This is a genomic window from Streptomyces sp. NPDC001380, assembly GCF_042895785.1.
GTDB lineage: Bacteria > Actinomycetota > Actinomycetes > Streptomycetales > Streptomycetaceae > Peterkaempfera.
The window spans coordinates 43,434-65,403 of the sequence record NZ_JBIAWP010000002.1; the positions used below are offsets into that span (position 1 = coordinate 43,434).

Annotated in this window: 20 protein-coding genes and 1 pseudogene; 7 read left to right on the forward strand and 14 right to left on the reverse strand. The window is 76.3% G+C overall.

What is annotated here, in order from left to right; translation table 11 throughout:
• Positions 1-89: 89 nt before the first annotated feature.
• From sucB to cobU, 6 genes and pseudogenes are all read right to left on the reverse strand, one after another.
• A complete protein-coding gene (gene sucB / locus ACFY07_RS02965) occupies positions 90-1,877 on the reverse strand; it encodes a 2-oxoglutarate dehydrogenase, E2 component, dihydrolipoamide succinyltransferase (protein WP_390867098.1) in 1,788 nt (595 codons plus the stop codon).
• Positions 1,878-1,933: 56 nt separating this feature from the next.
• Positions 1,934-3,322, reverse strand: a complete 1,389-nt coding sequence (gene lpdA, locus ACFY07_RS02970; protein ID WP_230648285.1) for a dihydrolipoyl dehydrogenase — start codon at positions 3,320-3,322, stop codon at positions 1,934-1,936.
• A gap of 290 nt (positions 3,323-3,612) precedes the next feature.
• On the reverse strand, positions 3,613-5,121 hold the full coding sequence (locus ACFY07_RS02975) for a leucyl aminopeptidase (protein ID WP_390867099.1): 1,509 nt from the start codon (positions 5,119-5,121) through the stop codon (positions 3,613-3,615).
• Positions 5,122-5,510: 389 nt separating this feature from the next.
• The gene (locus ACFY07_RS02980) at positions 5,511-6,347 is read right to left on the reverse strand and encodes an adenosylcobinamide-GDP ribazoletransferase (protein WP_390867101.1); all 837 of its coding nucleotides are present in this window, start codon (positions 6,345-6,347) and stop codon (positions 5,511-5,513) included.
• Positions 6,326-7,426, reverse strand: a complete 1,101-nt coding sequence (gene cobT, locus ACFY07_RS02985) for a nicotinate-nucleotide--dimethylbenzimidazole phosphoribosyltransferase (RefSeq protein ID WP_390867397.1) — start codon at positions 7,424-7,426, stop codon at positions 6,326-6,328. The genes ACFY07_RS02980 and cobT overlap by 22 nt, the downstream gene beginning before the upstream one ends.
• Positions 7,427-7,445: 19 nt before the next feature.
• Positions 7,446-8,093: pseudogene (gene cobU / locus ACFY07_RS02990) on the reverse strand (bifunctional adenosylcobinamide kinase/adenosylcobinamide-phosphate guanylyltransferase); the annotation flags it as partial.
• 26 nt (positions 8,094-8,119) lie between these two features.
• On the opposite strand from cobU, the gene ACFY07_RS02995 reads away from it, so the two are divergent.
• Positions 8,120-8,320: a hypothetical protein gene (locus tag ACFY07_RS02995; RefSeq protein ID WP_390867103.1), complete on the forward strand. Its 201-nt coding sequence runs from the start codon at positions 8,120-8,122 to the stop codon at positions 8,318-8,320.
• A 105-nt stretch (positions 8,321-8,425) separates the two neighbouring features.
• On the opposite strand, the gene ACFY07_RS03000 is transcribed toward ACFY07_RS02995, so the two are convergent.
• The 3 genes from ACFY07_RS03000 to ACFY07_RS03010 all read right to left on the reverse strand — a co-directional run bounded on the left by ACFY07_RS03000 (position 8,426) and on the right by ACFY07_RS03010 (position 11,119).
• On the reverse strand, positions 8,426-9,430 hold the full coding sequence (locus ACFY07_RS03000) for an aldo/keto reductase family protein (protein ID WP_230648281.1): 1,005 nt from the start codon (positions 9,428-9,430) through the stop codon (positions 8,426-8,428).
• Between the two features lie 136 nt (positions 9,431-9,566).
• Positions 9,567-10,385 carry a class I SAM-dependent methyltransferase gene (locus tag ACFY07_RS03005; RefSeq protein ID WP_390867105.1) on the reverse strand — a complete coding sequence of 273 codons (819 nt, stop codon included), beginning with the start codon at positions 10,383-10,385 and terminating at the stop codon, positions 9,567-9,569.
• A 137-nt stretch (positions 10,386-10,522) separates the two neighbouring features.
• The gene (locus ACFY07_RS03010) at positions 10,523-11,119 is read right to left on the reverse strand and encodes a DUF3043 domain-containing protein (RefSeq protein WP_390867106.1); all 597 of its coding nucleotides are present in this window, start codon (positions 11,117-11,119) and stop codon (positions 10,523-10,525) included.
• Positions 11,120-11,300: 181 nt separating this feature from the next.
• On the opposite strand from ACFY07_RS03010, the gene ACFY07_RS03015 reads away from it, so the two are divergent.
• Positions 11,301-12,095, forward strand: a complete 795-nt coding sequence (locus ACFY07_RS03015; RefSeq protein ID WP_230648279.1) for a PspA/IM30 family protein — start codon at positions 11,301-11,303, stop codon at positions 12,093-12,095.
• 10 nt (positions 12,096-12,105) lie between these two features.
• On the forward strand, positions 12,106-12,384 hold the full coding sequence (locus tag ACFY07_RS03020; RefSeq protein ID WP_390867107.1) for a hypothetical protein: 279 nt from the start codon (positions 12,106-12,108) through the stop codon (positions 12,382-12,384).
• A 164-nt stretch (positions 12,385-12,548) separates the two neighbouring features.
• On the opposite strand, the gene nadA is transcribed toward ACFY07_RS03020, so the two are convergent.
• Positions 12,549-13,733: a quinolinate synthase NadA gene (nadA, locus tag ACFY07_RS03025; protein WP_390867108.1), complete on the reverse strand. Its 1,185-nt coding sequence runs from the start codon at positions 13,731-13,733 to the stop codon at positions 12,549-12,551.
• Between the two features lie 223 nt (positions 13,734-13,956).
• On the opposite strand from nadA, the gene ACFY07_RS03030 reads away from it, so the two are divergent.
• Both ACFY07_RS03030 and ACFY07_RS03035 read left to right on the forward strand, forming a co-directional pair.
• On the forward strand, positions 13,957-14,448 hold the full coding sequence (locus ACFY07_RS03030) for an Lrp/AsnC family transcriptional regulator (RefSeq protein WP_230648276.1): 492 nt from the start codon (positions 13,957-13,959) through the stop codon (positions 14,446-14,448).
• Between the two features lie 364 nt (positions 14,449-14,812).
• Entirely contained in the window at positions 14,813-16,183 is a 1,371-nt protein-coding gene (locus tag ACFY07_RS03035; RefSeq protein WP_390867109.1) for a pyridoxal phosphate-dependent decarboxylase family protein, read from the forward strand.
• A gap of 63 nt (positions 16,184-16,246) precedes the next feature.
• Here the strand turns inward: ACFY07_RS03035 and ACFY07_RS03040 are convergent, their stop codons facing one another.
• On the reverse strand, positions 16,247-17,125 hold the full coding sequence (locus tag ACFY07_RS03040) for a GNAT family N-acetyltransferase (RefSeq protein ID WP_390867110.1): 879 nt from the start codon (positions 17,123-17,125) through the stop codon (positions 16,247-16,249).
• A gap of 297 nt (positions 17,126-17,422) precedes the next feature.
• Between ACFY07_RS03040 and erpA the strand changes: the two genes are divergently transcribed.
• Positions 17,423-17,776: an iron-sulfur cluster insertion protein ErpA gene (gene erpA, locus ACFY07_RS03045; RefSeq protein WP_230648273.1), complete on the forward strand. Its 354-nt coding sequence runs from the start codon at positions 17,423-17,425 to the stop codon at positions 17,774-17,776.
• 129 nt (positions 17,777-17,905) lie between these two features.
• Here the strand turns inward: erpA and ACFY07_RS03050 are convergent, their stop codons facing one another.
• Together ACFY07_RS03050 and ACFY07_RS03055 are read right to left on the reverse strand one after the other, a co-directional pair.
• On the reverse strand, positions 17,906-18,523 hold the full coding sequence (locus ACFY07_RS03050; RefSeq protein ID WP_390867111.1) for a hypothetical protein: 618 nt from the start codon (positions 18,521-18,523) through the stop codon (positions 17,906-17,908).
• 320 nt (positions 18,524-18,843) lie between these two features.
• Positions 18,844-19,068, reverse strand: coding sequence for a hypothetical protein (locus ACFY07_RS03055; protein ID WP_390867112.1), 225 nt, complete (start codon positions 19,066-19,068; stop codon positions 18,844-18,846).
• 233 nt (positions 19,069-19,301) lie between these two features.
• On the opposite strand from ACFY07_RS03055, the gene ACFY07_RS03060 reads away from it, so the two are divergent.
• The gene (locus ACFY07_RS03060) at positions 19,302-20,276 is read left to right on the forward strand and encodes a carbohydrate kinase family protein (protein WP_390867113.1); all 975 of its coding nucleotides are present in this window, start codon (positions 19,302-19,304) and stop codon (positions 20,274-20,276) included.
• A 109-nt stretch (positions 20,277-20,385) separates the two neighbouring features.
• On the opposite strand, the gene ACFY07_RS03065 is transcribed toward ACFY07_RS03060, so the two are convergent.
• Positions 20,386-21,912 (reverse strand): cysteine desulfurase/sulfurtransferase TusA family protein, encoded by a 1,527-nt coding sequence (locus ACFY07_RS03065; RefSeq protein ID WP_390867114.1) that lies wholly within the window; start codon positions 21,910-21,912, stop codon positions 20,386-20,388.
• Positions 21,913-21,970: the final 58 nt, after the last annotated feature.

The following is a 21,970-nucleotide window of genomic DNA, read 5'->3' on the forward strand; positions in this document are numbered from 1 at the left end:
CATGCGGCGGGCCGACCGCTCCTGCGAACGGGTGCGCCCCCGGCCCGCCGAGGCGGACCGGGGGCGCACCGCGCCGTGCTGCGGGAGGACTACAGGCCGAGGTCGCCCTCGAACGCGCCCTCCTCCAGGCGGGCCTTGACCGTGCCGAGGTAGCGGGCGGCGTCGGCGCCGTCCACGATCCGGTGGTCGTACGACAGGGCCAGGTAGACCATGTCGCGGACGGCGATCGTCTGGCCGAGCTCGGGGGTCTCGACGACCACCGGGCGCTTGACGGTCGCGCCGATGCCCAGCATGCCGACCTGCGGCTGGTTGAGGATCGGCGTGTCGAACAGCGCGCCGCGCGAGCCGGTGTTGGTCACCGTGAAGGTGCCGCCGGCCAGCTCGTCGGGCTTGAGGCCGCCGTCGCGGGTGCGGGCCGCGAGGTCGGCGGTCCGCTTGGCGATGCCGGCGATGTTGAGGTCGCCCGCGTCGTGGATGACCGGGACGAAGAGCCCCTTCTCCGTGTCCACCGCGATGCCGACGTTCTCGACGTCGTGGTAGGTGATGGTGTCGTCGTCGTTGACCCGGGCGTTGAGGACCGGGTGGACCTTGAGGGCCTCGACGGCGGCCTTCACGAAGAACGGCAGCGGGGAGAGCTTGACGCCCTCGCGCTGCTGGAAGGCGTTCTTCGCCCGCGCCCGCAGCTGCATGACGCGGGTGACGTCGACCTCGACCACGGTGGTGAGCTGGGCCGACACCTGCAGCGACTGGACCATGTGCTTGGCGATGGCCTTGCGCACACGGGTCATCGGCACGGTCTGGCCGCGCAGCGGCGACGGGGCGGCCTGGGCGGCCGGCTTCGCGGCGGCCGGGGCCTGCGCGGCCCGGGCGGCGCGGGCGGCCTCGGCGGCGGCGAGGACGTCCTGCTTGCGGATGCGGCCGCCGACGCCGCTGCCCTTGACGTCGGCCAGCGCGACGCCCTGCTCGGCCGCGAGCTTGCGGACCAGCGGGGTGACGTACGCGCCCCCGCCCTCGCCGGCGGCCGGGGCCGGGGCGGGAGCGGAGGGGGCCGGCGCGGCGGGCGCCTGCTGGACCGGCGCGGCCGGGGCCGGGGCCGGGGCCGCAGGGGCGGCCGGAGCCGGAGCCGGAGCGGCCGGGGCCTCCTGGACCGGAGCCGGAGCCGGAGCCGGAGCCGGGGCGGCCGGAGCCGGGGCGGTGGGGGCGGCCGGGGCGGCGGGGGCGGCCGGGGCGGCGGCGGCCGGAGCGGCACCCGGGGCGCCGATGAGGGCGAGCCGGGCGCCGACCTCGGCGGTCTCGTCCTCGCCGATCAGGATCTTCAGGAGCACACCGCCGGTCGGCGCCGGGATCTCGGTGTCGACCTTGTCGGTGGAGACCTCGAGCAGGGGCTCGTCGGCCTCGACGGTGTCGCCCTCGGCCTTGAGCCAGCGGGTGACGGTGCCCTCGGTGACCGACTCGCCGAGCGCCGGCAGCAGCACCGGGGTGCCCTGCGCGTCGCCGGACGGGGCCGGGGCGGCGGGTGCCTCCTGCGCCGGGGCGGCCGGGGCCTCCTGGGCGGGGGCCGCGGCGGCCTCCTGGGCGGGGGCGGCCGGCGCCGGGGCGGCCTCGGCGGCCGGGGCGGGGGCGGCCGCGGGGGCGCCGGAGCCGTCGTCGATGACGGCCAGCTCGGCGCCGACCTCCACCGTCTCGTCCTCGGCGACCTTGATCGAGGCCAGCACGCCGGAGGCGGGCGCCGGGATCTCGGTGTCGACCTTGTCGGTGGAGACCTCGAGCAGGGGCTCGTCGACCTCCACGCGGTCGCCCTCGGCCTTGAGCCAGCGGGTGACAGTGCCCTCGGACACGCTCTCGCCGAGCGCGGGCAGCGTTACTGAGACCGCCATGGTTTCAGGAACTCCTTCAGAGTCGTGCGGTGCGGATGGTGTGGCGTGTCCTGGGCTCAGTCGTGGTTGTGGAGCGGCTTGCCGGCCAGCGCCAGGTGGGCCTCGCCGAGGGCCTCGGACTGCGTCGGGTGCGCGTGGATGAGCTGCGCGACCTCGGTGGGCAGCGCCTCCCAGTTGTAGATCAGCTGGGCCTCGCCGACCTGCTCGCCCATGCGGGCGCCGACCATGTGGACGCCCACGACGGCGCCGTCCTCGACCTGGACGAGCTTGATCTCGCCGGCGGTCTTGAGGATCTTGCTCTTGCCGTTGCCGGCCAGGTTGAACTTGGCGACCTTGACCTTCTCCGCGCCGTAGATCTCCTTGGCCTTGGCCTCGGTGATGCCGACGGAGGCGACCTCCGGGTTGCAGTAGGTCACGCGCGGCACGCCGTCGTAGTCGATCGGCACGACCTGCTGGCCCGCCAGGCGCTCGGCGACGAGGATGCCCTCCGCGAAGCCGACGTGCGCCAGCTGCAGGGTCGGGACGAGGTCGCCCACGGCCGAGATCGTCGGCACGTTGGTGCGCATGTACTCGTCGACCAGGACGTAGCCGCGGTCCATCGCGACCCCGGCCTCCTCGTAGCCCAGGCCCTGCGAGACCGGGCCGCGGCCGATGGCGACGAGCAGGAGGTCGGCGTCGATCTGCTTGCCGTTCTCGGTCGAGACGCGGACGCCGGACCCGGTGTACTCCACGCCCGAGAAGCGGGCCTTCAGCTCGAACTTGATGCCGCGCTTGCGGAAGGCGCGCTCCAGCAGCTTGGAGCTGCCCTCGTCCTCCAGCGGCACCAGGTGCGGCAGGGCCTCGACGATGGTCACGTCCACGCCGAAGGACTTCCACACCGAGGCGAACTCGACGCCGATGACGCCGCCGCCCAGGATCACCGCGGACTTCGGGATGGTGTCGAGCTTCAGGGCGTGGTCCGAGGAGATCACGCGGTCGCCGTCGATGGTGAGGCCCGGCAGCGACTTCGGCACGGAGCCGGTCGCCAGCACGATGTGGCGGCCCTCGTAGCGCTGCCCGTTCACGTCCACCGAGGTGGGGGAGGACAGGCGGCCCTCGCCGGTCACGTAGGTGATCTTGCGGGAGGCCACCAGGCCCTGGAGGCCCTTGTACAGCCCCGCGACCACGTCGTCCTTGTACTTGTGCACACCCGGGAGGTCGATGCCCTCGAAGGTGGCCTTCACGCCGAACTGCGCGGCCTCACGGGTCTCGTCGGCCACCTCGGCGGCGTGCAGCAGGGCCTTGGTGGGGATGCAGCCGCGGTGCAGGCAGGTGCCGCCCAGCTCGCCCTTCTCGATGAGCGCGACCTGGAGCCCCAGCTGGGCCGCGCGCAGCGCCGCGGCGTAACCGCCGCTTCCGCCTCCGAGGATCACTACGTCGAAAACGGTGCTGGCGTCGTTCGCCACGTCACGTCCTCCATGCATGGGTGCTTGTGCCCGGCCGGTCCGGACCGGGTGGGTGCTCCCTTGTGGGGAGCCCAGTCGTGCCGGAAATACATCTTCGCACTTGTCGGCGGGTGTCGATGGCCGGGGTCGCCCCGCGGGCGCCCCGGCGGTGGTGCGGAACGGCCCGTCCGCCCCCTGTGCGAGGGTATCGCCGCAGCTCACAGCGGTGCGGACATCCGCGTGAGCCGTTCCGTGCACGCATCGGGGCCCGGAAGGACATCCTTCCGGGCCCCGGACGCGCCACCTTCGGGTTACAGCAGGGCGCCCGCCGCGGCGTCCTCGGCGAGCTGCACCAGGGTGCGCACGGCCGAGCCGGTGCCGCCCTTGGGGGTGTAGCCGTAGGGCTGGCCCTCGTGGAAGGCCGGGCCCGCGATGTCCAGGTGCGCCCAGGCGATGCCCTCGGCCACGAACTCCTTCAGGAACAGGCCGGCCACCAGGCCGCCGCCCATCCGCTCGCCCATGTTGGCGATGTCGGCGACCGCGGAGTCCATGCCCTTGCGCAGCTCGGCCGGCAGCGGCATCGGCCACGCCTGCTCGCCGGCGCGGCCCGCGGCGTCCACGACGCGGTCCCGGAAGGCGTCGCGGTCGGACATGACGCCGAAGGTGCGGGTGCCCAGCGCCAGCACCATCGCGCCGGTGAGGGTGGCCACGTCCACGATGGCGTCCGGCCTCTCCTCGCCGGCGCGCACGATCGCGTCGGCCAGCACCAGGCGGCCCTCAGCGTCGGTGTTGAGCACCTCCACCGTCCTGCCGCCGTACATCCGCAGCACGTCGCCGGGGCGGGTGGCGGAGCCGGACGGCATGTTCTCGGCCAGCGCCAGCCAGCCGGTGACGTTGACGGCCAGGCCGAGCCGGGAGGCGGCGACCACGGCGGCGAGCACGGCGGCGGCGCCGGACATGTCGCACTTCATGGTCTCGTTGTGGCCGGCCGGCTTGAGCGAGATGCCGCCCGAGTCGTAGGTGATGCCCTTGCCCACGAAGGCCAGGGTGGTCTTCGCCTTCGGGTGGGTGTAGGCGACCTTCACCAGGCGCGGCGGGTTGGCGGAGCCCTGGCCGACGCCGAGGATGCCGCCGTAGGAGCCCTTGGCCAGGGCCTTCTCGTCCAGCACCTCGACCTTGAGGCCGTACTCCTTGCCGGCGGCCTGGGCGGCGGCGGCGAAGGACTTCGGGTGCAGGTCGTTCGACGGGGTGTTGACCAGGTCGCGGGCGCGGTTCATCTCGCCGGCCAGCACGGTGGCGCGCTCGACGGCGGCCTTGGCGTCCTTCTGGCCCTTGCGGCCGGCCAGGACGACCAGCTCGCCGACCGGCGCCTTGCCGTTCCGGCCGTCGGTGCGGTACGCGGTGAAGGCGTACGCGCCGAGCAGGCCGCCCAGCGCCGCGGCCTCGACCTCGGCGGGGCCGGCGGCGGGGAGCGCCAGCGCGGCCTTGCCGGTGCCGGCCAGGGTGCGGGCGGCGACGCCGGCGGCGCGGCGCAGCGCCTCGGGGCCGTACGCGCCGTCCTCGGCGGCGTCGCCGAGGCCGACCGCGAGCACCACGCCGGCCTTCAGCCCGGCGGGGGCGGGGACCTTGACCGCCTCGCCCTCGGCACCGGTGGCGCCCAGGGTGGCCAGGACCTCGGCCAGGCGGCCGCCGAAGGCCTCGGCCACCGACTCGGCGCCCGGCGCCAGGACGGGGCCCTTGTCACCCTTGGCGATACCGACGACGACGGCGTCCACGCGCAGCGAGGCCGCGGAGGAGGTGCTCACAGACAATGCAGTCACGTATGTGGGTCCTGTTCTTGATGCGGGCCGGAGCCGGACGGGTCCGGGCGGGGCTCTTCGTCCGCCGCCGGGTCCGGCCGTGTGGGGGTCTCCTCCGCGAGAGGGGTCCGGAGGGGGATTCACCAGGGGTTCCCGGGGTGCCGGTTCCTCACGCATGGTAGTCCGCATCGTGGACGGCCGCGGCGGGGGAGGGGGTCCGGAGGCCGATGATCACGGCGGGTACTCGCCACCGGCGGCCGACCGCCAGACGTCCCGTCCGCCCGCCGCCCCGGACCCCGGACCGCCCCTCAGCCGCCGTCCGCAGCCGTCCCGTCCGCCGTCCCGTCCGCCGCTCGCGGGCCCCGGCACCTCCGGCCTCCGGCACCCCAGGCCCGCCGCGCCGCAGCGGCTCAGCCGGCCGCGGGCAGCAGCGCCAGCGCCACCAGCGTCCCGGTCGCCGCCGTCTCCGCCATCGCGCCCAGCACGTCCCCGGTGACCCCGCCCAGCCGCCGCACGCACCGCCGCAGCAGCAGCCCCGCGCAGCCCACCCCCGCCGCGAGCGCCGCCGGGGGGCACAGCGCGGCCCAGCCGTCCGCGGCCGCGGCCGCGCCCGCCAGGACCGCCCACCCGGCCGTCACCGCCGCCGCCGCGCCGGGGGCCACCGTCCCCGCCACCGCCGCGCCCAGGCCGCCCGGCCGCGCCGCCGGCACCGGCCGCAGGCAGCCCCAGGCGAGCGCGCACCGTGCCGCCACCGCCGCCGTCACCGCCGCCAGGGCGCCCCGCCGTGCGCCGCCCCCGTACGCGCCCGCCAGCGCGGCGGCCTGACCGAGCAGCACCAGGACCAGCACCAGCACGCCGAAGGGGCCGATGTCCGACTGCTTCATGATGCGCAGGGCGTCCTCGGCGGGCCGGCCGCTGCCCAGCCCGTCGGCGACGTCGGCCAGTCCGTCCAGGTGCAGCCCCCGGGTCAGGGCCGCCCCGGTGCCGACCGCCGCCACCGCCGCGAGCAGCGGCCCGCCGCCGAGCAGGACCACCGCCGCCCCGCACGCGGCACCCGCCGCGCCGACCACGAGCCCCGCCAGCGGCGCCCAGAGCATCGCCGCCCCGGCCGTCGGCCGGTCCCAGCGGTCCACCCGCACCCGCAGCACCGTCAGCGTGCCGAACGCGAACCGCAGCCCGTGCAGCGGCGGCAGGCCGCCGGCCCGGCCCGCGGTGTGACGCTCCGTCACGTCGCGGACTCGGCCCATCCCGGGCCGTCGGCCGGGCGGTCCGCCGCCGGCACGTCCGCCACGGGCAGTTCGGCGAGCGCCGCCGCGGCGGCCTGCACCAGCGGCAGCGCCATCAGCGCGCCCGTGCCCTCGCCCACGGTGATCCCCTGGTCCTGCAGCGGCTCCAGCGTCAGCCGGTCGTACGCCTTGGCCAGCGCCGGCTCGCCCGTCGCCTGCCCGGCCCGCCACCACTCCGGCGCCCGGAACGCGACCCGCTGCGCCACCAGCGCGCAGGCCGCCGACACCACGCCGTCCAGCAGCACCGGGGTGCGCCGCACCGCGCTCTGCAGGAGGAAGCCGGTGACCGCCGCGAAGTCCGCGCCGCCGGTCGCCGCCAGCAGCGCCAGCTGGTCGCCGAGGACCGGCCGGGCCCGCCGCAGCGAGTCCCTGACGGCCGCGCACTTCACCATCCACACGCGGTCGTCGATGCCGGAGCCGCGCCCGGTCACGGCCGCCGCGTCCGTCCCGCAGAGCGCGCCGACCAGCACCGCGGCCACCGTGGTCGAGCCGACCCCGAGGTCGCCCAGCACCACCAGGTCCGTGCCCGAGTCGGCCTCCTCGTCGGCGACCGCCATCCCGGCCCGGAACGCCTGCTCGGCCTCGGCGGCGGTCAGCGCGTCCTCGACGTCGATCCGGCCCGAGCCGCGCCGCACCCGGTGCCGCACGACCTCCGCCGGGAAGGCGTCCTCGTCGGCGTCCACCGCCATGTCGACGACCCGCACCCGGGCCCCGAACCGCCGCGCCAGCACGTTCACCGGTGCCGCGCCGTCCAGCACGGCCCGCACCCGGCGCGCGGTGGCGTCCTGCGGGAGCGCGGAGACGCCGAGCCGGGCGATCCCGTGGTCGCCCGCGAACAGCACCACCGCGGGCTGCTCCACCGGCTGCACCGGGCAGCGCCCCTGGACGCCGGCCAGCCAGCCGGACAGCTCCTGGAGCTGCCCCAGGCCGCCGCGCGGCAGTCCGGTCGCCGCCCACCGCTCCCCGGCCTCCTGCCGTGCGGTGTCGTCGGGCCGCTCCACCCGGGAGGAGAACGCGTCGAGGTCCACAGTGCTGTCCATCAACAGGGGAGAGTACCCGTCACGCCTGCCGGATCGGCAGCACCTGCCCGGCGACCACCAGCAGCACCGTCTCCGAGGCCTCCGCGACCGCCATGTTCAGCCGCCCCAGCTCGTCGCGGAACCGCCGCCCGGACGCGGTCGCCGGGACCACGCCCATGCCGACCTCGTTGCTCACCGCCACCACCGTCCGCCGCGCCTCCCGCCACGCCCCGGCGAGCGACGCCGCCCGCGCCTGCACCGCGGCCTCGCCGCCGTCCTCCCACACCGCGTCGTCCCAGGCGCCGCAGGCGTCCATCACGTGGGTCAGCCACAGCCCCAGGCAGTCGACCAGCAGCGGCGCCGGGTCGGCGGTGTCGCGCAGCAGCGGCTCCAGGTCGCAGGTCTCCGCCGTGCGCCAGCCCGCCGGGCGCCGCCCGCGGTGCAGCGCGACGCGCCGCGCCCACTCGGGGTCGCCGTCCCGGGTCCCGCCGGTGGCCACGTACAGCACGTCGTCGCGGTCGGCGAGCAGCTGCTCGGCCCGGGTGGACTTGCCCGACCGGGCGCCGCCGAGGAGGAGGGTGCGCGTCATGGGGCCATCCTGTCCGGCGGCCCGCCGTGCGGCCGTGCCGGGGTGGGTGATCGGGGGCCACCGCTCGGCTACCCTGCGTCCAGGGCGCGCGGCGGACGGCCGCGCGGGCACGGGAGGAGCCGGGCATGGCGTGGACGTGGCGGTACGAGAAGGCCGACGGCTCCGTGGTGGCCCCGGCCGGGCCGCAGGAGGAGTTCCCGACCCAGGGCGACGCGGAGTCGTGGATCGGCGAGTCCTGGAAGGATCTCCTGGAGGACGGCGTGGACAAGGTGGCGCTGCTCGACGACGGCTCCGCCGTCTACACCATGAGCCTGCACGAGGGCTGAGCCCGCACGAGGGCTGGGCCCGCACGAGGGCTGGGCCCGCACGGGCGTCGAGCCGCACGCGGCGGGGGGCGGGGCCCGCGGGCCCCGCCCCCCGCCGCGCCGCCGTTACGGGCGGCCCTTGGGGGCCGTCTCCGCGGTGCGGGCCGGGTCGCGCTCGACCACCGGGTCGAGGACCTCGTCCACGGCGCGGAGCAGGTCCGCCTCCAGCCGCACGCCCGCCGCCTTGGCGTTCTCGCCGACCTGCTCGGGCCGGGAGGCGCCGATGATCGCGGCGGAGACGTTGGCGTTCTGCAGCACCCAGGCGACCGCCAGCTGGGCGGGGGAGAGCCCCGCCTGGTCGGCGAGCGGCCGCAGCCGCTGCACCCGCTCCAGCACGTCGTCGCGCAGCCAGCGGGAGACGAAGTTCGCCCCGCCCTTGTCGTCGGTGGCGCGGCTGCCCGCCGGGAGCGGGGCCCCGGGCGCGTACTTGCCGGTGAGCACGCCCTGCGCGATCGGCGACCAGACGATCTGCCCGATGCCGAGCTCCTCGCAGGTGGGCACGACCTCGGCCTCGATCACCCGCCACAGCATCGAGTACTGCGGCTGGCTGGAGACCAGCGGGATCCGCAGCTCGCGGGCGAGCGCGTGGGCCTCGCGGATCTGCTGCGCGGTCCACTCGGAGACGCCGATGTAGAGGGCCTTGCCGGCGCGGACCACGTCGGCGAAGGCCTCCATGGTCTCCTCCAGCGGCGTGGAGGGGTCGTACCGGTGCGCCTGGTACAGGTCGACGTAGTCGGTCTGCAGGCGGCGCAGCGAGCCGTCGATCGACTCCATGATGTGCTTGCGTCCCAGGCCGCGGTCGTTGCGGCCGGGGCCGGTGGGCCAGAAGACCTTGGTGAGGACCTCCAGGCCCTCGCGGCGCTCGCCCTTCAGCGCCCGGCCGAGGACGGCCTCGGCGCGGGTCTCGGCGTAGACGTCCGCGGTGTCGAAGGTGGTGATCCCGACGTCGAGGGCGGCGCGCACGCAGGCGAGCGCGGCCTCCTCCTCGACCTGGGATCCGTGGGTGAGCCAGTTGCCGTAGGCGATCTCGCTGACGACGAGGCCGCTGCGGCCGAGGTGACGGAACTCCATGCACGGGACCGTACCCCGCGGACCGGCCCGGTGATCACCCCGGGCGGCCGGACGGGCCCGCCCGGCGGCCACCCGGCCCGATGGCCGCCCCGGACCAGCCGGTCACACCGGCCCGATGGTCGCCCCGGACCGCCGGTCACACCGCCGGGCGCCGGGCCCCCACGACGTGCAGCAGCGCCGCGACGCCCCGGTAGGGGTCCTCCCGGCCGGCCCGCTCCTCGGCGTCCAGCAGCTGCGCGAGCTGCCGCCCGTCCGCGGGCAGCGGGGCGTCGTCGGGCGCGGTGTCGGTGAAGACCCGCACGCCGTACCAGTCCCGCAGCGGCACGTCCATGGAGTCCAGCGCCTCCGCCAGGTCCTCCAGCCGGTCGGCGCGGGTCGCGAGGCCGAGCCGGTTGGTGTAGCGCACGCCGCCGTCGAAGGCCTGGAGGGCGCCGCGCCAGTCGCCGGCCAGGCCGGGCCGCATGGCGAGGGCGCCGCCGTTGCGGACCAGCAGCGACAGCAGGCCGCCGGGGGCCAGCACGCGGGCCAGCGCGGCCAGCATCGGGCCGGGCTCCGGCAGGTACATCAGCACGCCGTGGCAGAGCACCACGTCGAAGCTGCCGGGCTCGAACCAGCGGCCGCACTCGCGGCCGTCGCCGGCGAGCAGCCGGACCCGCCCCCGGACCTCGGGCCCCTCGGCGGCCAGGGCGGCGTGGGCGGCGCCCAGGGTGGCGGGGTCCGGGTCGAGGCCCGTCACCAGGTGGCCGGCCCGGGCCAGCCGCAGCGTCTGGGTGCCCTGTCCGCATCCGGCGTCCAGCACCCGCAGCTGCCGGTCCGGGTGCCCGTGCGCCGGGCCGCCGAGGGGGTGGCCCCCGGCCGGCAGCCCGCTCGCCGGCAGCCCGTCGGCCGCCCGGCCGGTGCCGAAGCGGCCGGCCAGCTGCTCGGCGAGCTGCCGGGCGACCAGCTCCTGGCGCACGACGTTGCGCAGGCCGCCCAGGTGCGACAGCCACGCCCCGGCGCCGGAGGCGAAGCCGGCGGCCGGGGCGGGGAGGAGTTCGCGGCCCGCGTGCTGCGGGTGCCGCCCCTCCGGCCAGGAGGGGACGGGCGCGGTGCTCAGAGCTTGGCCCCGCGCTTGACCTGGGGCTTGGGCAGCCGCAGGCGCCGCATCTGGAGGGTGCGCATGAGCGCGTAGGCGGTGACGCCCTTGTGGCTCTCGTTCGGGAAGCGCTGCCGGAGCTGCTTGCGCAGCACGACCGCGTGCCGGACGGAGTCCACGACGATGCCGACGATGACCACGAGCCACATCAGCAGCGAGACGAACTGCAGCGCCGGGTTGCGCAGCACGCTCAGGATCAGGATCACCACGGCGAACGGCAGGAACCACTCGGCGACGGTGAAGCGGGAGTCGACGAAGTCGCGGGCGAAGCGCCGCACCGGGCCCTTGTCGCGGGCGGGCAGCGCCCGCTCGTCGCCGTTCAGCAGTGCGAGGCGCTGCTTCTCCCGCTCGGCGCGCATCCGGGTGCGGGCGTCGCGGGCGGCCTCCTTGCGGTCCTTGGGCACGGAGGTGCGGGTGCGGCGGCTGGCCTGGGCCTCGCTGCGCTTGGGCGTGGGCCTGCCCTTGGGCGCCTGCGGGTTGCGCGGCTGGGCGGCCTGCTCGTCCGCGAGGGCGGTGGCAGCGGCGGGGGCATCCTGGGAGCGGCGTCGGAACACGTAGAGAAGAGTACGTGGTGTCGGGCCCCGACCCCTAGTGCCCTTCTCCGTCGTGCGGACGATGCCCTTCCGCCCGCGCTGTAGCAGGCTTGTTGCAGGCAGGTGCGCTGCGTCAGGCGCCCCCCTGCCCGTACTGTGGGAACCAGAGAACAGCAGGCCTGAGAAGGGGGCGCCGAGGTTCATGGGCGACGGAATCATGAAGCGGATGGGGATGGTCTTCCGCTCCAAGGCGAACAAGGCCCTGGACCGCATGGAGGACCCGCGGGAGACGCTCGACTACTCGTACCAGAAGCAGCTCGAGCTGCTGCAGAAGGTGCGCCGCGGGGTGGCCGACGTCGCCACGTCCCGCAAGCGCCTCGAACTCCAGCTCCAGCAGCTGCAGCAGCAGTCGGCCAAGTACGAGGACCAGGGCCGCAAGGCGCTCTCCCTGGGCCGCGAGGACCTCGCGCGCGAGGCGCTGACCCGCAAGGGCGCGCTGACGCAGCAGATCACCGACCTGCAGACGCAGTACCAGCAGCTCCAGGGCGAGGAGGAGAAGCTCACCCTCGCCTCGCAGCGGCTCCAGGCCAAGGTGGACGCCTTCCGCACCAAGAAGGAGACCATCAAGGCGACGTACACCGCCGCCCAGGCGCAGACCCGGATCGCGGAGTCCTTCTCCGGCATCTCCGAGGAGATGGGCGACGTCGGCCTGGCCATCCAGCGGGCGGAGGACAAGACCGCCCAGCTGCAGGCCCGGGCGGGCGCGATCGACGAGCTGCTGGCGTCCGGCGCCCTCGACGACCCGAGCGGGATGCGCAAGGACGACATCGAGGCCGAGCTGGAGCGCATCGGCGGCGGCGCCGACGTGGAGCTGGAGCTCGCCCGCATGAAGGCGGAGCTGTCCGGCGGCCAGGCGCCGCAGGCCCTGGAGCAGGGCCAGGCCGGCCAGCACCCGCAGTCGGCCCCCCAGGACACCCCGACCCGCTTCGAGAAGTGAGGGCGCCGTCATGATCGTGCGGATCATGGGGGAGGGCCAGCTGGAGGTGGCCGAGAGCCACCTGGACCGGCTGAACGCGCTCGACGTGCGGCTCTCGGAGGCGCTGGAGCGGGGCGACGAGGAGGCCTTCCGCAACGTGCTGCGCAGCCTGCTGGCGGCGGTGCGGGAGAGCGGCTCGCCGCTGCCCGCGGAGGCGCTGGAGCCGTCCGAGCTGATCCTGCCGAACGAGGACGCCACGGCGGAGGAGGTCGGCAGGCTGCTGCGCGACGGGGGCCTGATCCCGGGCTGAGCCCCCGGCCCCGGCGCGGCCGGGCACCACACGACGCGGGAGGGCCCCGGCACCGCGTGCCGGGGCCCTCCCGCGTGTCCTGGACGTGTCCTGGACGTGTCCTGCGCGTCCTGCCTGTCCCGTGCGCCGGACGTCGGCGCGTCCGCGCCGCCGGGCGCCCGCCGCTACGGCAGCGCGAGCATCCGGTCCAGCGCGGCCTTGGCGAACCTCTCGGTCTCCGGGTCGACCTGGATCCGGTTGACCACCCGGCCGTCGGCGAGCGACTCCAGCGCCCACACCAGGTGCGGCAGGTCGATGCGGTTCATGGTGGAGCAGAAGCAGACCGTCCGGTCGAGGAAGACGATCTCCTTGTCCGGGTGGGCCTTGGCGAGGCGCCGCACCAGGTTGAGCTCGGTGCCGATCGCCCACTTCGAGCCGGCCGGGGCGGCGTCCAGCGCCTTGATGATGTACTCGGTGGAGCCGACCATGTCGGCGGCCGCCACCACCTCGTGCCTGCACTCGGGGTGGACCAGCACGGTCACGCCGGGGACGCGCTCGCGGACCTCGTTGACCGAGTCCAGCGAGAAGCGGCCGTGCACCGAGCAGTGGCCGCGCCACAGGATCATCTTCGCGGCCCGCAGCTGCTCCGGGGTCACCCCGCCGCCCGGCTTGTGCGGGTTGTAGACGACGCAGTCGTCCAGGGTGAGGCCCATCTCGCGCACGGCGGTGTTGCGGCCCAGGTGCTGGTCGGGCAGGAAGAGCACCTTCTCGCCCCGGGAGAAGGCCCACTCCAGGGCCCGCTTCGCGTTGGAGGAGGTGCAGATGGTGCCGCCGTGCCGGCCGGTGAAGGCCTTGATGTCGGCGGAGGAGTTCATGTACGAGACCGGGACGGTCGCGTCGGCCACGCCGGCGTCGGTGAGGACGTCCCAGCACTCGGCGACCTGCTCGGCGGTGGCCATGTCGGCCATGGAGCAGCCGGCCGCCAGGTCGGGGAGGACCACCTGCTGCCGCTCGGAGGTGAGGATGTCCGCCGACTCGGCCATGAAGTGCACGCCGCAGAAGACGATGTACTCCGCCTCCGGGCGGGCCGCGGCGTCCCGGGCCAGCTTGAAGGAGTCGCCGGTGACGTCGGCGAACTCGATGACCTCGTCCCGCTGGTAGTGGTGGCCGAGGATGAAGACCCGGTCGCCCAGGCGGGCCTTGGCGGCGCGGGCGCGCTCCACCAGGTCCGGGTCGGACGCTGCGGGGAGGTCGCCGGGGCACTCCACGCCCCGCTCGCTGGCCGGGTCGGCCTCCCTGCCGAGGAGCAGCAGGGCGAGGGGGGTGGGCTGCACGTCCAGCAGAGGCTCTGCGGCGGGTGTGGTGGTCACGGGCCGGTGCCCTTCTTCGATCGCCAACGGCTTTTCGTCTATCTGACGCTATCTATCATAACGCGTTCGCGTCAGATTGACGATGGCCGCCCCGGCGATGTGACGCGGACGACCGCGGTGCGCCCGGCACGGAATCCCAGGTACTAGCCTGGTGGGGGCGTCGAATCGCAAGGACCCCGGGGCGTGTCGCCCCGTCTTCACCGACCAGCGGGAGCTGCAACCCATGAGTACGAGCCGTCCCGGCGGCCACGGCCCGTTCCCGCCTCTCGGCACCGCGCCCGACACCGGCCTCGACGACGTCGACCGCCGCCTGCTGCGCCGCCTCGGCGAGGACGGCCGCGCCTCCTACGCCCGCATCGGCGCCGAGGTGAACCTCTCCGCCACCGCCGTCAAGCGCCGCATCGACCGGCTCCGCGCCCGCGGCGTGGTCCGCGGCTTCACCGTCGTCCTCGACCCGCAACTGCTCGGCTGGGGCACCGAGGCCTTCGTCGAGGTGTACTGCCGCGAGCGCACCTCGCCCGAGGAGATCCTCGCCAGCCTCCGCCAGTTCCCCGAGGTCGTCGCCGCCTGGACGGTCACCGGCGACCCCGACGCCCTCGTCCACCTGCGGGCCGCCGACATGCGGCACCTGGAGGCCGTCATCGAGCGCATCCGCCGCGAGCCCGGCGTGCAGCGCAGCCGCAGCTCCGTCGTCCTCTCCCGCCTCATCGGCTGACGGCCGCCCCCGGCCCCGGGCCCGTCGCCCCCACCCGTCCGGCCCATCCCGCCCCCGCGCAGGAATCCTGCAGCCGACCCGCCGAACACGCCCGAATGCTGCGCGCCGTGCAAAGGATCGACGCGCGCCCGGAGCCGCCCCCTGCCTAGGCTGAACTCCGTCCGGCAGCGCCCCGGGCGCCCCGGACGCACCCCGCGTCACGCCGGGCGCGGGCGCACCGGCCCGGGACCGCTCCGGCGACGCGAACGCGACCAGTGACCAGCGCCGACCCTCGCCGGAGCGCCGGTCCCCGGCCTCCCCGGGCACCCGCCGCACCGTCCGCAGTCCACCGCGCGCACCGCGCCAGCCACCGAGAGGGGTGCCCGTGTCCGCCGCGCCGCACCGCATGCACCAGTACGACGCCGACCTGGTCGACCTGGTCTTCGACTACATGCGGGGACGCCTGCAGTACGACCCCGTGCCGCTGGACCACCCCGGCAACGGCGACAAGCTCCGCGCCCACCTCGACGGCCTCCTCAACGAGCAGGGCAACGCCGCCGCGGACGTGATGAAGCTGTACGACGAGCACCTCAGCCGGGCCGTGATCTCCGCCGACAGCCCCCGCTACCTCTCCTTCATCCCCTGCGCCCCCACCAAGGCCGCCCTCCTCTTCGACATGGTGGTCTCCTGCGCCTCCCTCCAGGGCATCTCCTGGCTGGAGGCGGCCGGCGCCATCGCCGCCGAGAACCAGGTGCTGCGCCTGATCGCCGACCGGGCCGGCCTGCCCGCCACCGCCGGCGGCTGCTTCGTCTCCGGCGGCTCCGCCGGCAACCTCTCCGCCCTCGTCGTCGCCCGCGACACCGCCCGCCGCAAGCACGGCGTCGACGCCCGCGCCCGGCTGCGGATAGCCGTCAGCGACCAGGCCCACTCCTCGATCACCAACACGCTCAACATCATCGGCGTGGAGGCCCTGGTCGTCCCCACCGAGGGCCACCGCCTCACCGGCGAGGCGCTGCGCGCCGCCATCGAGGCCGACGACGACCGCGGCAGCATCATCGGCGTGGTCGCCACCGCCGGCACCACCAACGCGGGCATCATCGACGACCTGGCGGGCGTCGCCGACGTCGCCGGCCACTACGACCTGTGGTTCCACGTCGACGGCGCCTACGGCGGCGCGGGCCTCTTCGCGCCCTCCGTCCGGGAGCGCTACAACGGCATCGAGCGCGCCGACTCCTTCGTGGTCGACCCCCACAAGTGGCTCTTCGCCCCCTTCGACTGCGCGGCGCTGATCTACCGCAAGCCGTGGCTCGCCAAGGGCGTCCACACCCAGGACGCCTCCTACCTCGACGTGCTGCACACCGGCGACGGCGAGGAGTGGAACCCCACCGACTACGCCTACCACCTCACCCGCCGCGCCCGCGGCCTGCCGCTCTGGTTCTCCCTCGCGGTCCACGGCACCCAGGCGTACACCGACGCGATCGAGGAGGGCCTGCGGCTGGCCCGCGAGACGGCCCAGGCCATCCGGGACACCGAGCACCTGGAGCTGGTCCGCGACCCCGAGCTGTCCGCCGTGGTCTTCCGCCGCAAGGGCTGGGGCGCGCAGGACTACTACGACTGGTCGCAGCGGCTGCTGGCCGGCCAGGTCGGCTTCGTCACCCCGACCGGCTGGGAGGGCGAGACCGTCGCCCGCTTCGCCTTCCTCCACCCGGGCACCAGCATGGAGATGGTCCACGAGATCCTCGGCACCATGGCCTGACCGCCCGGCGCGCCGGCCCCGGCCGCTCCCGCCGTCCCCTCCGCCCCCGCACGGCGGCCTCCCCTACAGGAGGCCGCCGTGCGGCACGTACGGGGACGGCGGGCGCATGCCGCGCAGCGCCACGTACCCCCGGGTGGACAGCTCCAGGCCCGCCTCCAGGCCGACGTCCACCGCCCACTCCTGCGCGGCGGTCAGGTGCGCCACCTCCGCCTCCGCACCGTCCGGCACCCGCGCCAGCGCCTCCCGCAGCAGCCGGGCCGCCAGCCGCCGCGAGGTGGCGGCCAGCAGCACGACCCGGCCGCCGCGCCGGTAGCAGTAGCCGCTGCCGGCGAGGGTGTCCGCCACCAGCAGCTCGTCGCTGTGCAGGGCCAGGAAGCCGTGGTCCGGGCCGTGGGAGGCGCCCCGCGCCAGCCGGTCCACCGACTCCAGCAGGTGCCGCTGCGCCGGCCCGCCGGGGTGGACCGGGATCTCGCCCGGGTCGCGCAGCCCCGACCGGTCCACCCGGCCGTGCAGCTCCATCGCCGGGTGCAGGGTGAAGCCCGCCGCGCGGTGGCCCCGGACGGCCCGCGGGTCGGGGGAGGCGCAGAGCATCCCGCGCAGGCAGCCCTGCCCGTACCGGCCGGCCTGCTTCAGCAGCGTCCGGCCCACGCCCTTGCCCTGCGCCTCGGGCCGCACGGCCAACAGGGCGAGGATCCAGGTGCCCTCCCGGCGCGCCGACAGCGCCACCCCCACCGGCCGGCCGTCCTCCTCGGTCAGCCAGCAGCCCTGCGGGTCGTTCCTGGCCAGGTGGCGGGTCCCGGCCCGGTTCCGCACCCCGTCCGCCGGGTCCGGGTGCCGGACGGGCTCGCCCCGGGCCGCCGACGCCGCCGTGAACGCGGCGTCCGACACCTCCTGCACCGCCTCGGCGTCGGCCTCCGTGTCGCGCACCGGTCGAAGGATCATCCCTCCACGCTGGCACGCCGCACCTCCGCCCGGCAGCCGTTCCGCGGTCCGCGGCGCGATCCCGCCGTCCGGGCCCCGCCCGCCCCTTCCGCCCGCCCCTTCCGCCCGCTGCCCCGCCCGCCGTCCCCGGCCGTGACCGCGCGGCCGTGACCGCGCCCGGTCCGTGTGCGAGCATGGAGCGGCGGGGAGGCCGCCGCCGGACACGGCGCCGCGGACCCCGGGACCACCCCGGAATACATCCGGGAGGCCGCCGGTTCACGCTGGCGGCAGTCTGTCGTCAGAACCGGGAGTATGCAGATGACCGTCCAGGACGAGACCACCGCGAAGAGCGGCATCATCCTCACCGATGCCGCCGCGGCGAAGGTCAAGGGCCTGCTCGAGCAGGAGGGCCGCGACGACCTCGCGCTGCGGGTCGCGGTCCAGCCCGGAGGCTGCTCCGGCCTGCGCTACCAGCTCTTCTTCGACGAGCGCTCGCTCGACGGCGACGTCGTCGCGGACTTCGGCGGGGTCAAGGTCGTCACCGACCGCATGAGCGCCCCCTACCTGGGTGGCGCCACCGTCGACTTCGTCGACACCATCGAGAAGCAGGGCTTCACCATCGACAACCCCAACGCCACCGGCTCCTGCGCCTGCGGCGACTCCTTCAGCTGACCGGCACCCCGCCGGCGTGACGCGGGCGGCGGCCCGGGGGCGACCCCGGCCGCCGCCCGCGGTGCGTCCCGGTGCGGGCCGGGCGCGTGCCGGGGCCCGAGGGGCGCGTGCCGGGGACGGGCCCCGTGCCTACTGCGGGCCCTTCTCCGTGGGCGTGCGCACGCCCGGCCGCGGCAGCACCGGCAGGGCCGAGCCGTGGGGGAGCGGCCTGCCGGTGGCCGCGTCGACGACCGACCGGTCCCCGACGGGCCGCTGCAGGACCGCCTCCACCCGCTGGTACTTGGCGATCATCGGGCAGACCTGGCCCGGGGGCGCCGGCTCGGCGACGACCACCCGCACCGCCACGACCCCGTCGCGGGACTCGTCCGCCCGCAGGGCGAACTTCTGGCAGACGCCCGCCCAGAACCAGACCGACAGCCGGTTCCCGTCCGCCGTCCACGAGCGGGGGGCCGGGCCGCCCGCGCGGTCCGGGGGCGCGCTGCCCTCCGGCCAGTCCGGCGGCCGCACCTCGGTCGGGCCGCCCTTGCCGGGCCTCAGCGGCGCCTTCCCCTCCCCGGAGGGCGTGGCGGACCCCGAGGGGCCGGCCTTCCCGGGGGCACCCGGCACCACCGTGGCCGGGGCCGTCGCCGTGGCGCCGGGGGAGCGGCCCGCACCGGCCGTGGCGGGACCGTCCCCGCCGCGCACCGCCAGGGCCGTACCGCCCCCTACGGCCAGGACCGCGACCACCGCCAGCGCGACCGGCCACACCCGCCGCCGCGACCCGCCGGGCCCACCGGACCCACCTGGCCCACCAGTCCCGCCGGTCCCGCGCGCGCCCGGGGCGTCCCCGGCCTCCGGGCGTGCGGGCGCCCGTCCCGTCCCCGCCCCCTCCGGTTCCACCGCTTCCGGTTCCACCGCTCATCCTCCTGGCGCACGTCCTGCCGGTACGGCCCCGCCGCTGCGGAACCCCCGGTGGGACGCGGCGGACGGCGCCCCGGTTCCCGCCCGCCGCCCGGACGGGGGAGGCGCGCCCGGGTCCCGGCCCGGCGCACCGCCCCGGCCCGCCGCCCCCGGCCGGAGGCCCCGCCTCAGTCGGCGTACTCCGCCATGCCGGCCACCACCCACGCGGCGCGCGGCGGCACCGCGAAGGCCGGCCGGGCCGCCCGGCGCGGCCGCGGGGCCGGCGCCTCCGCCAGCACCGGCCAGAACAGGCCCATCCGGCGGGAGGAGCTCACCAGTCCCGCCAGCGTCTCGGGGTCGGCGTCGCGCCTCGGCGGGGTCGGGGCCGTACGGGTGTCGCGGTCGGACGTCATGGGCCTGCTCCGGTTCGCTCGGCGGCCCGCGCGCAGGGCGCGCGCGCAGGCGGGGGCGGGTACGGCGCCCCGTCTGCGACCCTAGGCCGACCTGCGTCCGCCAGCCACCCCTACCGGAAGGTAGCCGCCCGGACACCCTCCGGAGCCGGCCTGCGGCGCTGCGCCCGCGACCCCTCCGGAGCACGGGTACCGTGTGGGGGTTCGACCCAGCCCCCCACCGAGGAGACCCCGCCGTGCGCATCGCCGTCACCGGCTCGATCGCCACCGACCACCTGATGACCTTCCCCGGCCGATTCGCCGACCAGCTGGTCGCGGACCAGCTGCACACGGTCTCGCTCTCCTTCCTCGTCGACGACCTCGACGTGCGCCGGGGCGGCGTGGGGCCGAACATCTGCTTCGGCCTCGGCCTGCTCGGCCTGCGGCCGCTGCTGGTCGGCGCGGCCGGCCCCGACTTCGCCGAGTACCGCTCCTGGCTGGAGCGCCACGGCGTGGACACCGGCTCCGTCCTGATCTCCGAGCTGCGCCACACCGCCCGCTTCGTCTGCACCACCGACGCCGACCACAACCAGATCGCGTCCTTCTACACCGGCGCCATGGCCGAGGCCCGCAACATCGAGCTCAAGCCGATCGCCGACCGCGTCGGCGGCCTCGACCTGGTGCTCATCGGCGCCGACGACCCCGAGGCGATGGTCCGCCACACCCAGGAGTGCCGCTCCCGCGGCTACGCCTTCGCCGCGGACCCCTCCCAGCAGTTGGCCCGCATGGGCGGCGAGGAGATCCGCGAGCTGATCGACGGCGCGGACTACCTCTTCACCAACGAGTACGAGGCCGCCCTCATCCAGAGCAAGACCGGCTGGTCCGCCGACGACATCCTGGAGCGGGTCGGCACCCGTGTCACCACCCTCGGCCCGCGCGGCGCCCGGATCGACCGCCGCGGCGAGCAGCCGATCGAGGTCGGCTGCCCGGAGGAGGAGGCCAAGGCCGACCCGACCGGTGTCGGCGACGCCTTCCGGGCCGGCTTCGTGGCGGGCCTCTCGTGGGAGCTGGGCCTGGAGCGGGCCGCGCAGGTCGGCTGCATGCTGGCCACCCTGGTCATCGAGACCGTCGGCACGCAGGAGTACGCGCTGCGCCGCGGCCACTTCCTGGAGCGGTTCGCCAAGGCCTACGGCGACACCGCGGCCGCCGAGGTCCGCGCCCACCTGGGCTGAGGCACCCGGGCCGGGCCGGGCCGTCCGGCCCGGCCCGGCCCGCCGGGTTCGGCCCGGCGCCGGACGGGAGCGCCCCGCCCCGTCCGGCGCCGGCCGGGCCGCGGCCGGCTCATCCGCTGCGTCGCACCACCAGGTACGCCGTTCCCCGGTCGCCGCCGTACCGTGCGGCGGGCGCCTCGCCCGCGTACTCCTCGCCGCGCATCCCGCACCAGGCGGGGATGTCCAGCCGGGCCGCCTCGTCGTCGGAGAGCACCGCCACCGTGCCGCCGACCGGCACCCCGCCGATCCGCTTGGCCAGTTCGATCACCGGGATCGGGCAGCGCCGTCCGAGCGTGTCCACGACCATGACGGCGGACCCCGGGACGGCCGCCCCCGGGACGGCCGCCCCCGGGACGGGAGCTCCCGTGACGGGGTCCGCCGCGGCGGCGGGCGCCGCGGCAGGGGACTCCACCGGGGGTGCGGCGGGGGGCGCGAACGGGGGCGCGTCCAGCCCCAGGGGGGCGCGCACGGCGGCCACCGCATCCGGCAGTACCGCCAGGAAGCGCTCCACGTCGGCCTCCTCGGCGCCGAAGGGCAGCGAGACCCGCACGTTCCCCTCGGTCAGCACCCCCATCGCCTTCAGCACGTGGCTGGGCGTCAGCGTGCTGGAGGTGCACGACGACCCGGAGGAGACGGCGAACCCGGCCCGGTCCAGCTCCGTCAGCAGCACCTCGCCGTCCACGTACAGGCAGGAGAAGGTCACCACGTGGGGGAGGCGCCGCACCGGGTCGCCCACCACCTCGACGTCCGGCACCAGCTGCGGCACCCGGGCCCGGATCCGCTCCACCAGTGCGTGCAGCCGGGCGTTCTCCGCCTCGGCCTCCTGCCGCACCGCCCGCAGCGAGGCGGCGGCCGCCACCACGGCGGGCACGTTGACGAAGCCCGGCACCCGGCCGCGCTCCCGCTCGTCCGCAGGCAGCGGCGAGGCGTACCGGACCCCCTTGCGCACCGCCAGCACCCCCACCCCGGCCGGCCCGCCCCACTTGTGGGCACTGGCCGCCAGCAGCGACCACCCGCCGGGCACCGGGAGCCGCCCGGCGCTCTGCGCCGCGTCCACCAGCAGGGGCACCCCGGCCGCCGCGCACAGCTCGGCGGCCTCCGCCACCGGCTGCACGGTGCCCACCTCGTGGTTGGCGGACTGCAGGCAGGCCAGGGCGGTGCCCCGCCCGGCGCCGTGCTCCGCCGCGGGCCGCAGCACGGTGGCGAGGCGGGAGGCGTCGACCCTGCCCAGCCGGTCCACCGGCACCTCGGTCACCTCGCCGCCGGCCGCCGCGTGCACCTCGGCGGCGTGCAGCAGGCTGGAGTGCTCCACGGCGGAGTGCACCAGGTGACGGCCCGTGCGGCGGTTCCCCGCGAGGGCGCCGAGCACCCCGAGCTGCACGGCCTGGGTGCCGGAGGCGGTGAAGGAGACCTCGTCGGCCCGGGCGCCCAGCACCTCGGCGGCCGTCTCGCGGGCCGCGTCCAGCAGCATCCGGGCCCGCCGGCCGTCGCGGTACAGGCGGGCGGGGTCCGCCCAGCCCTCGTCGAGGGCGGCGGTCAGGGCCTGCCGGGCGACCGGGTGGAGGGGGGCGGTGGAGGCGGCGTCGAAGTAGGGCACGCAGGCCACGGTAGCCCGATCGCGGGCCACCGGCCGGACGCCGTCCGCACACCTGCGG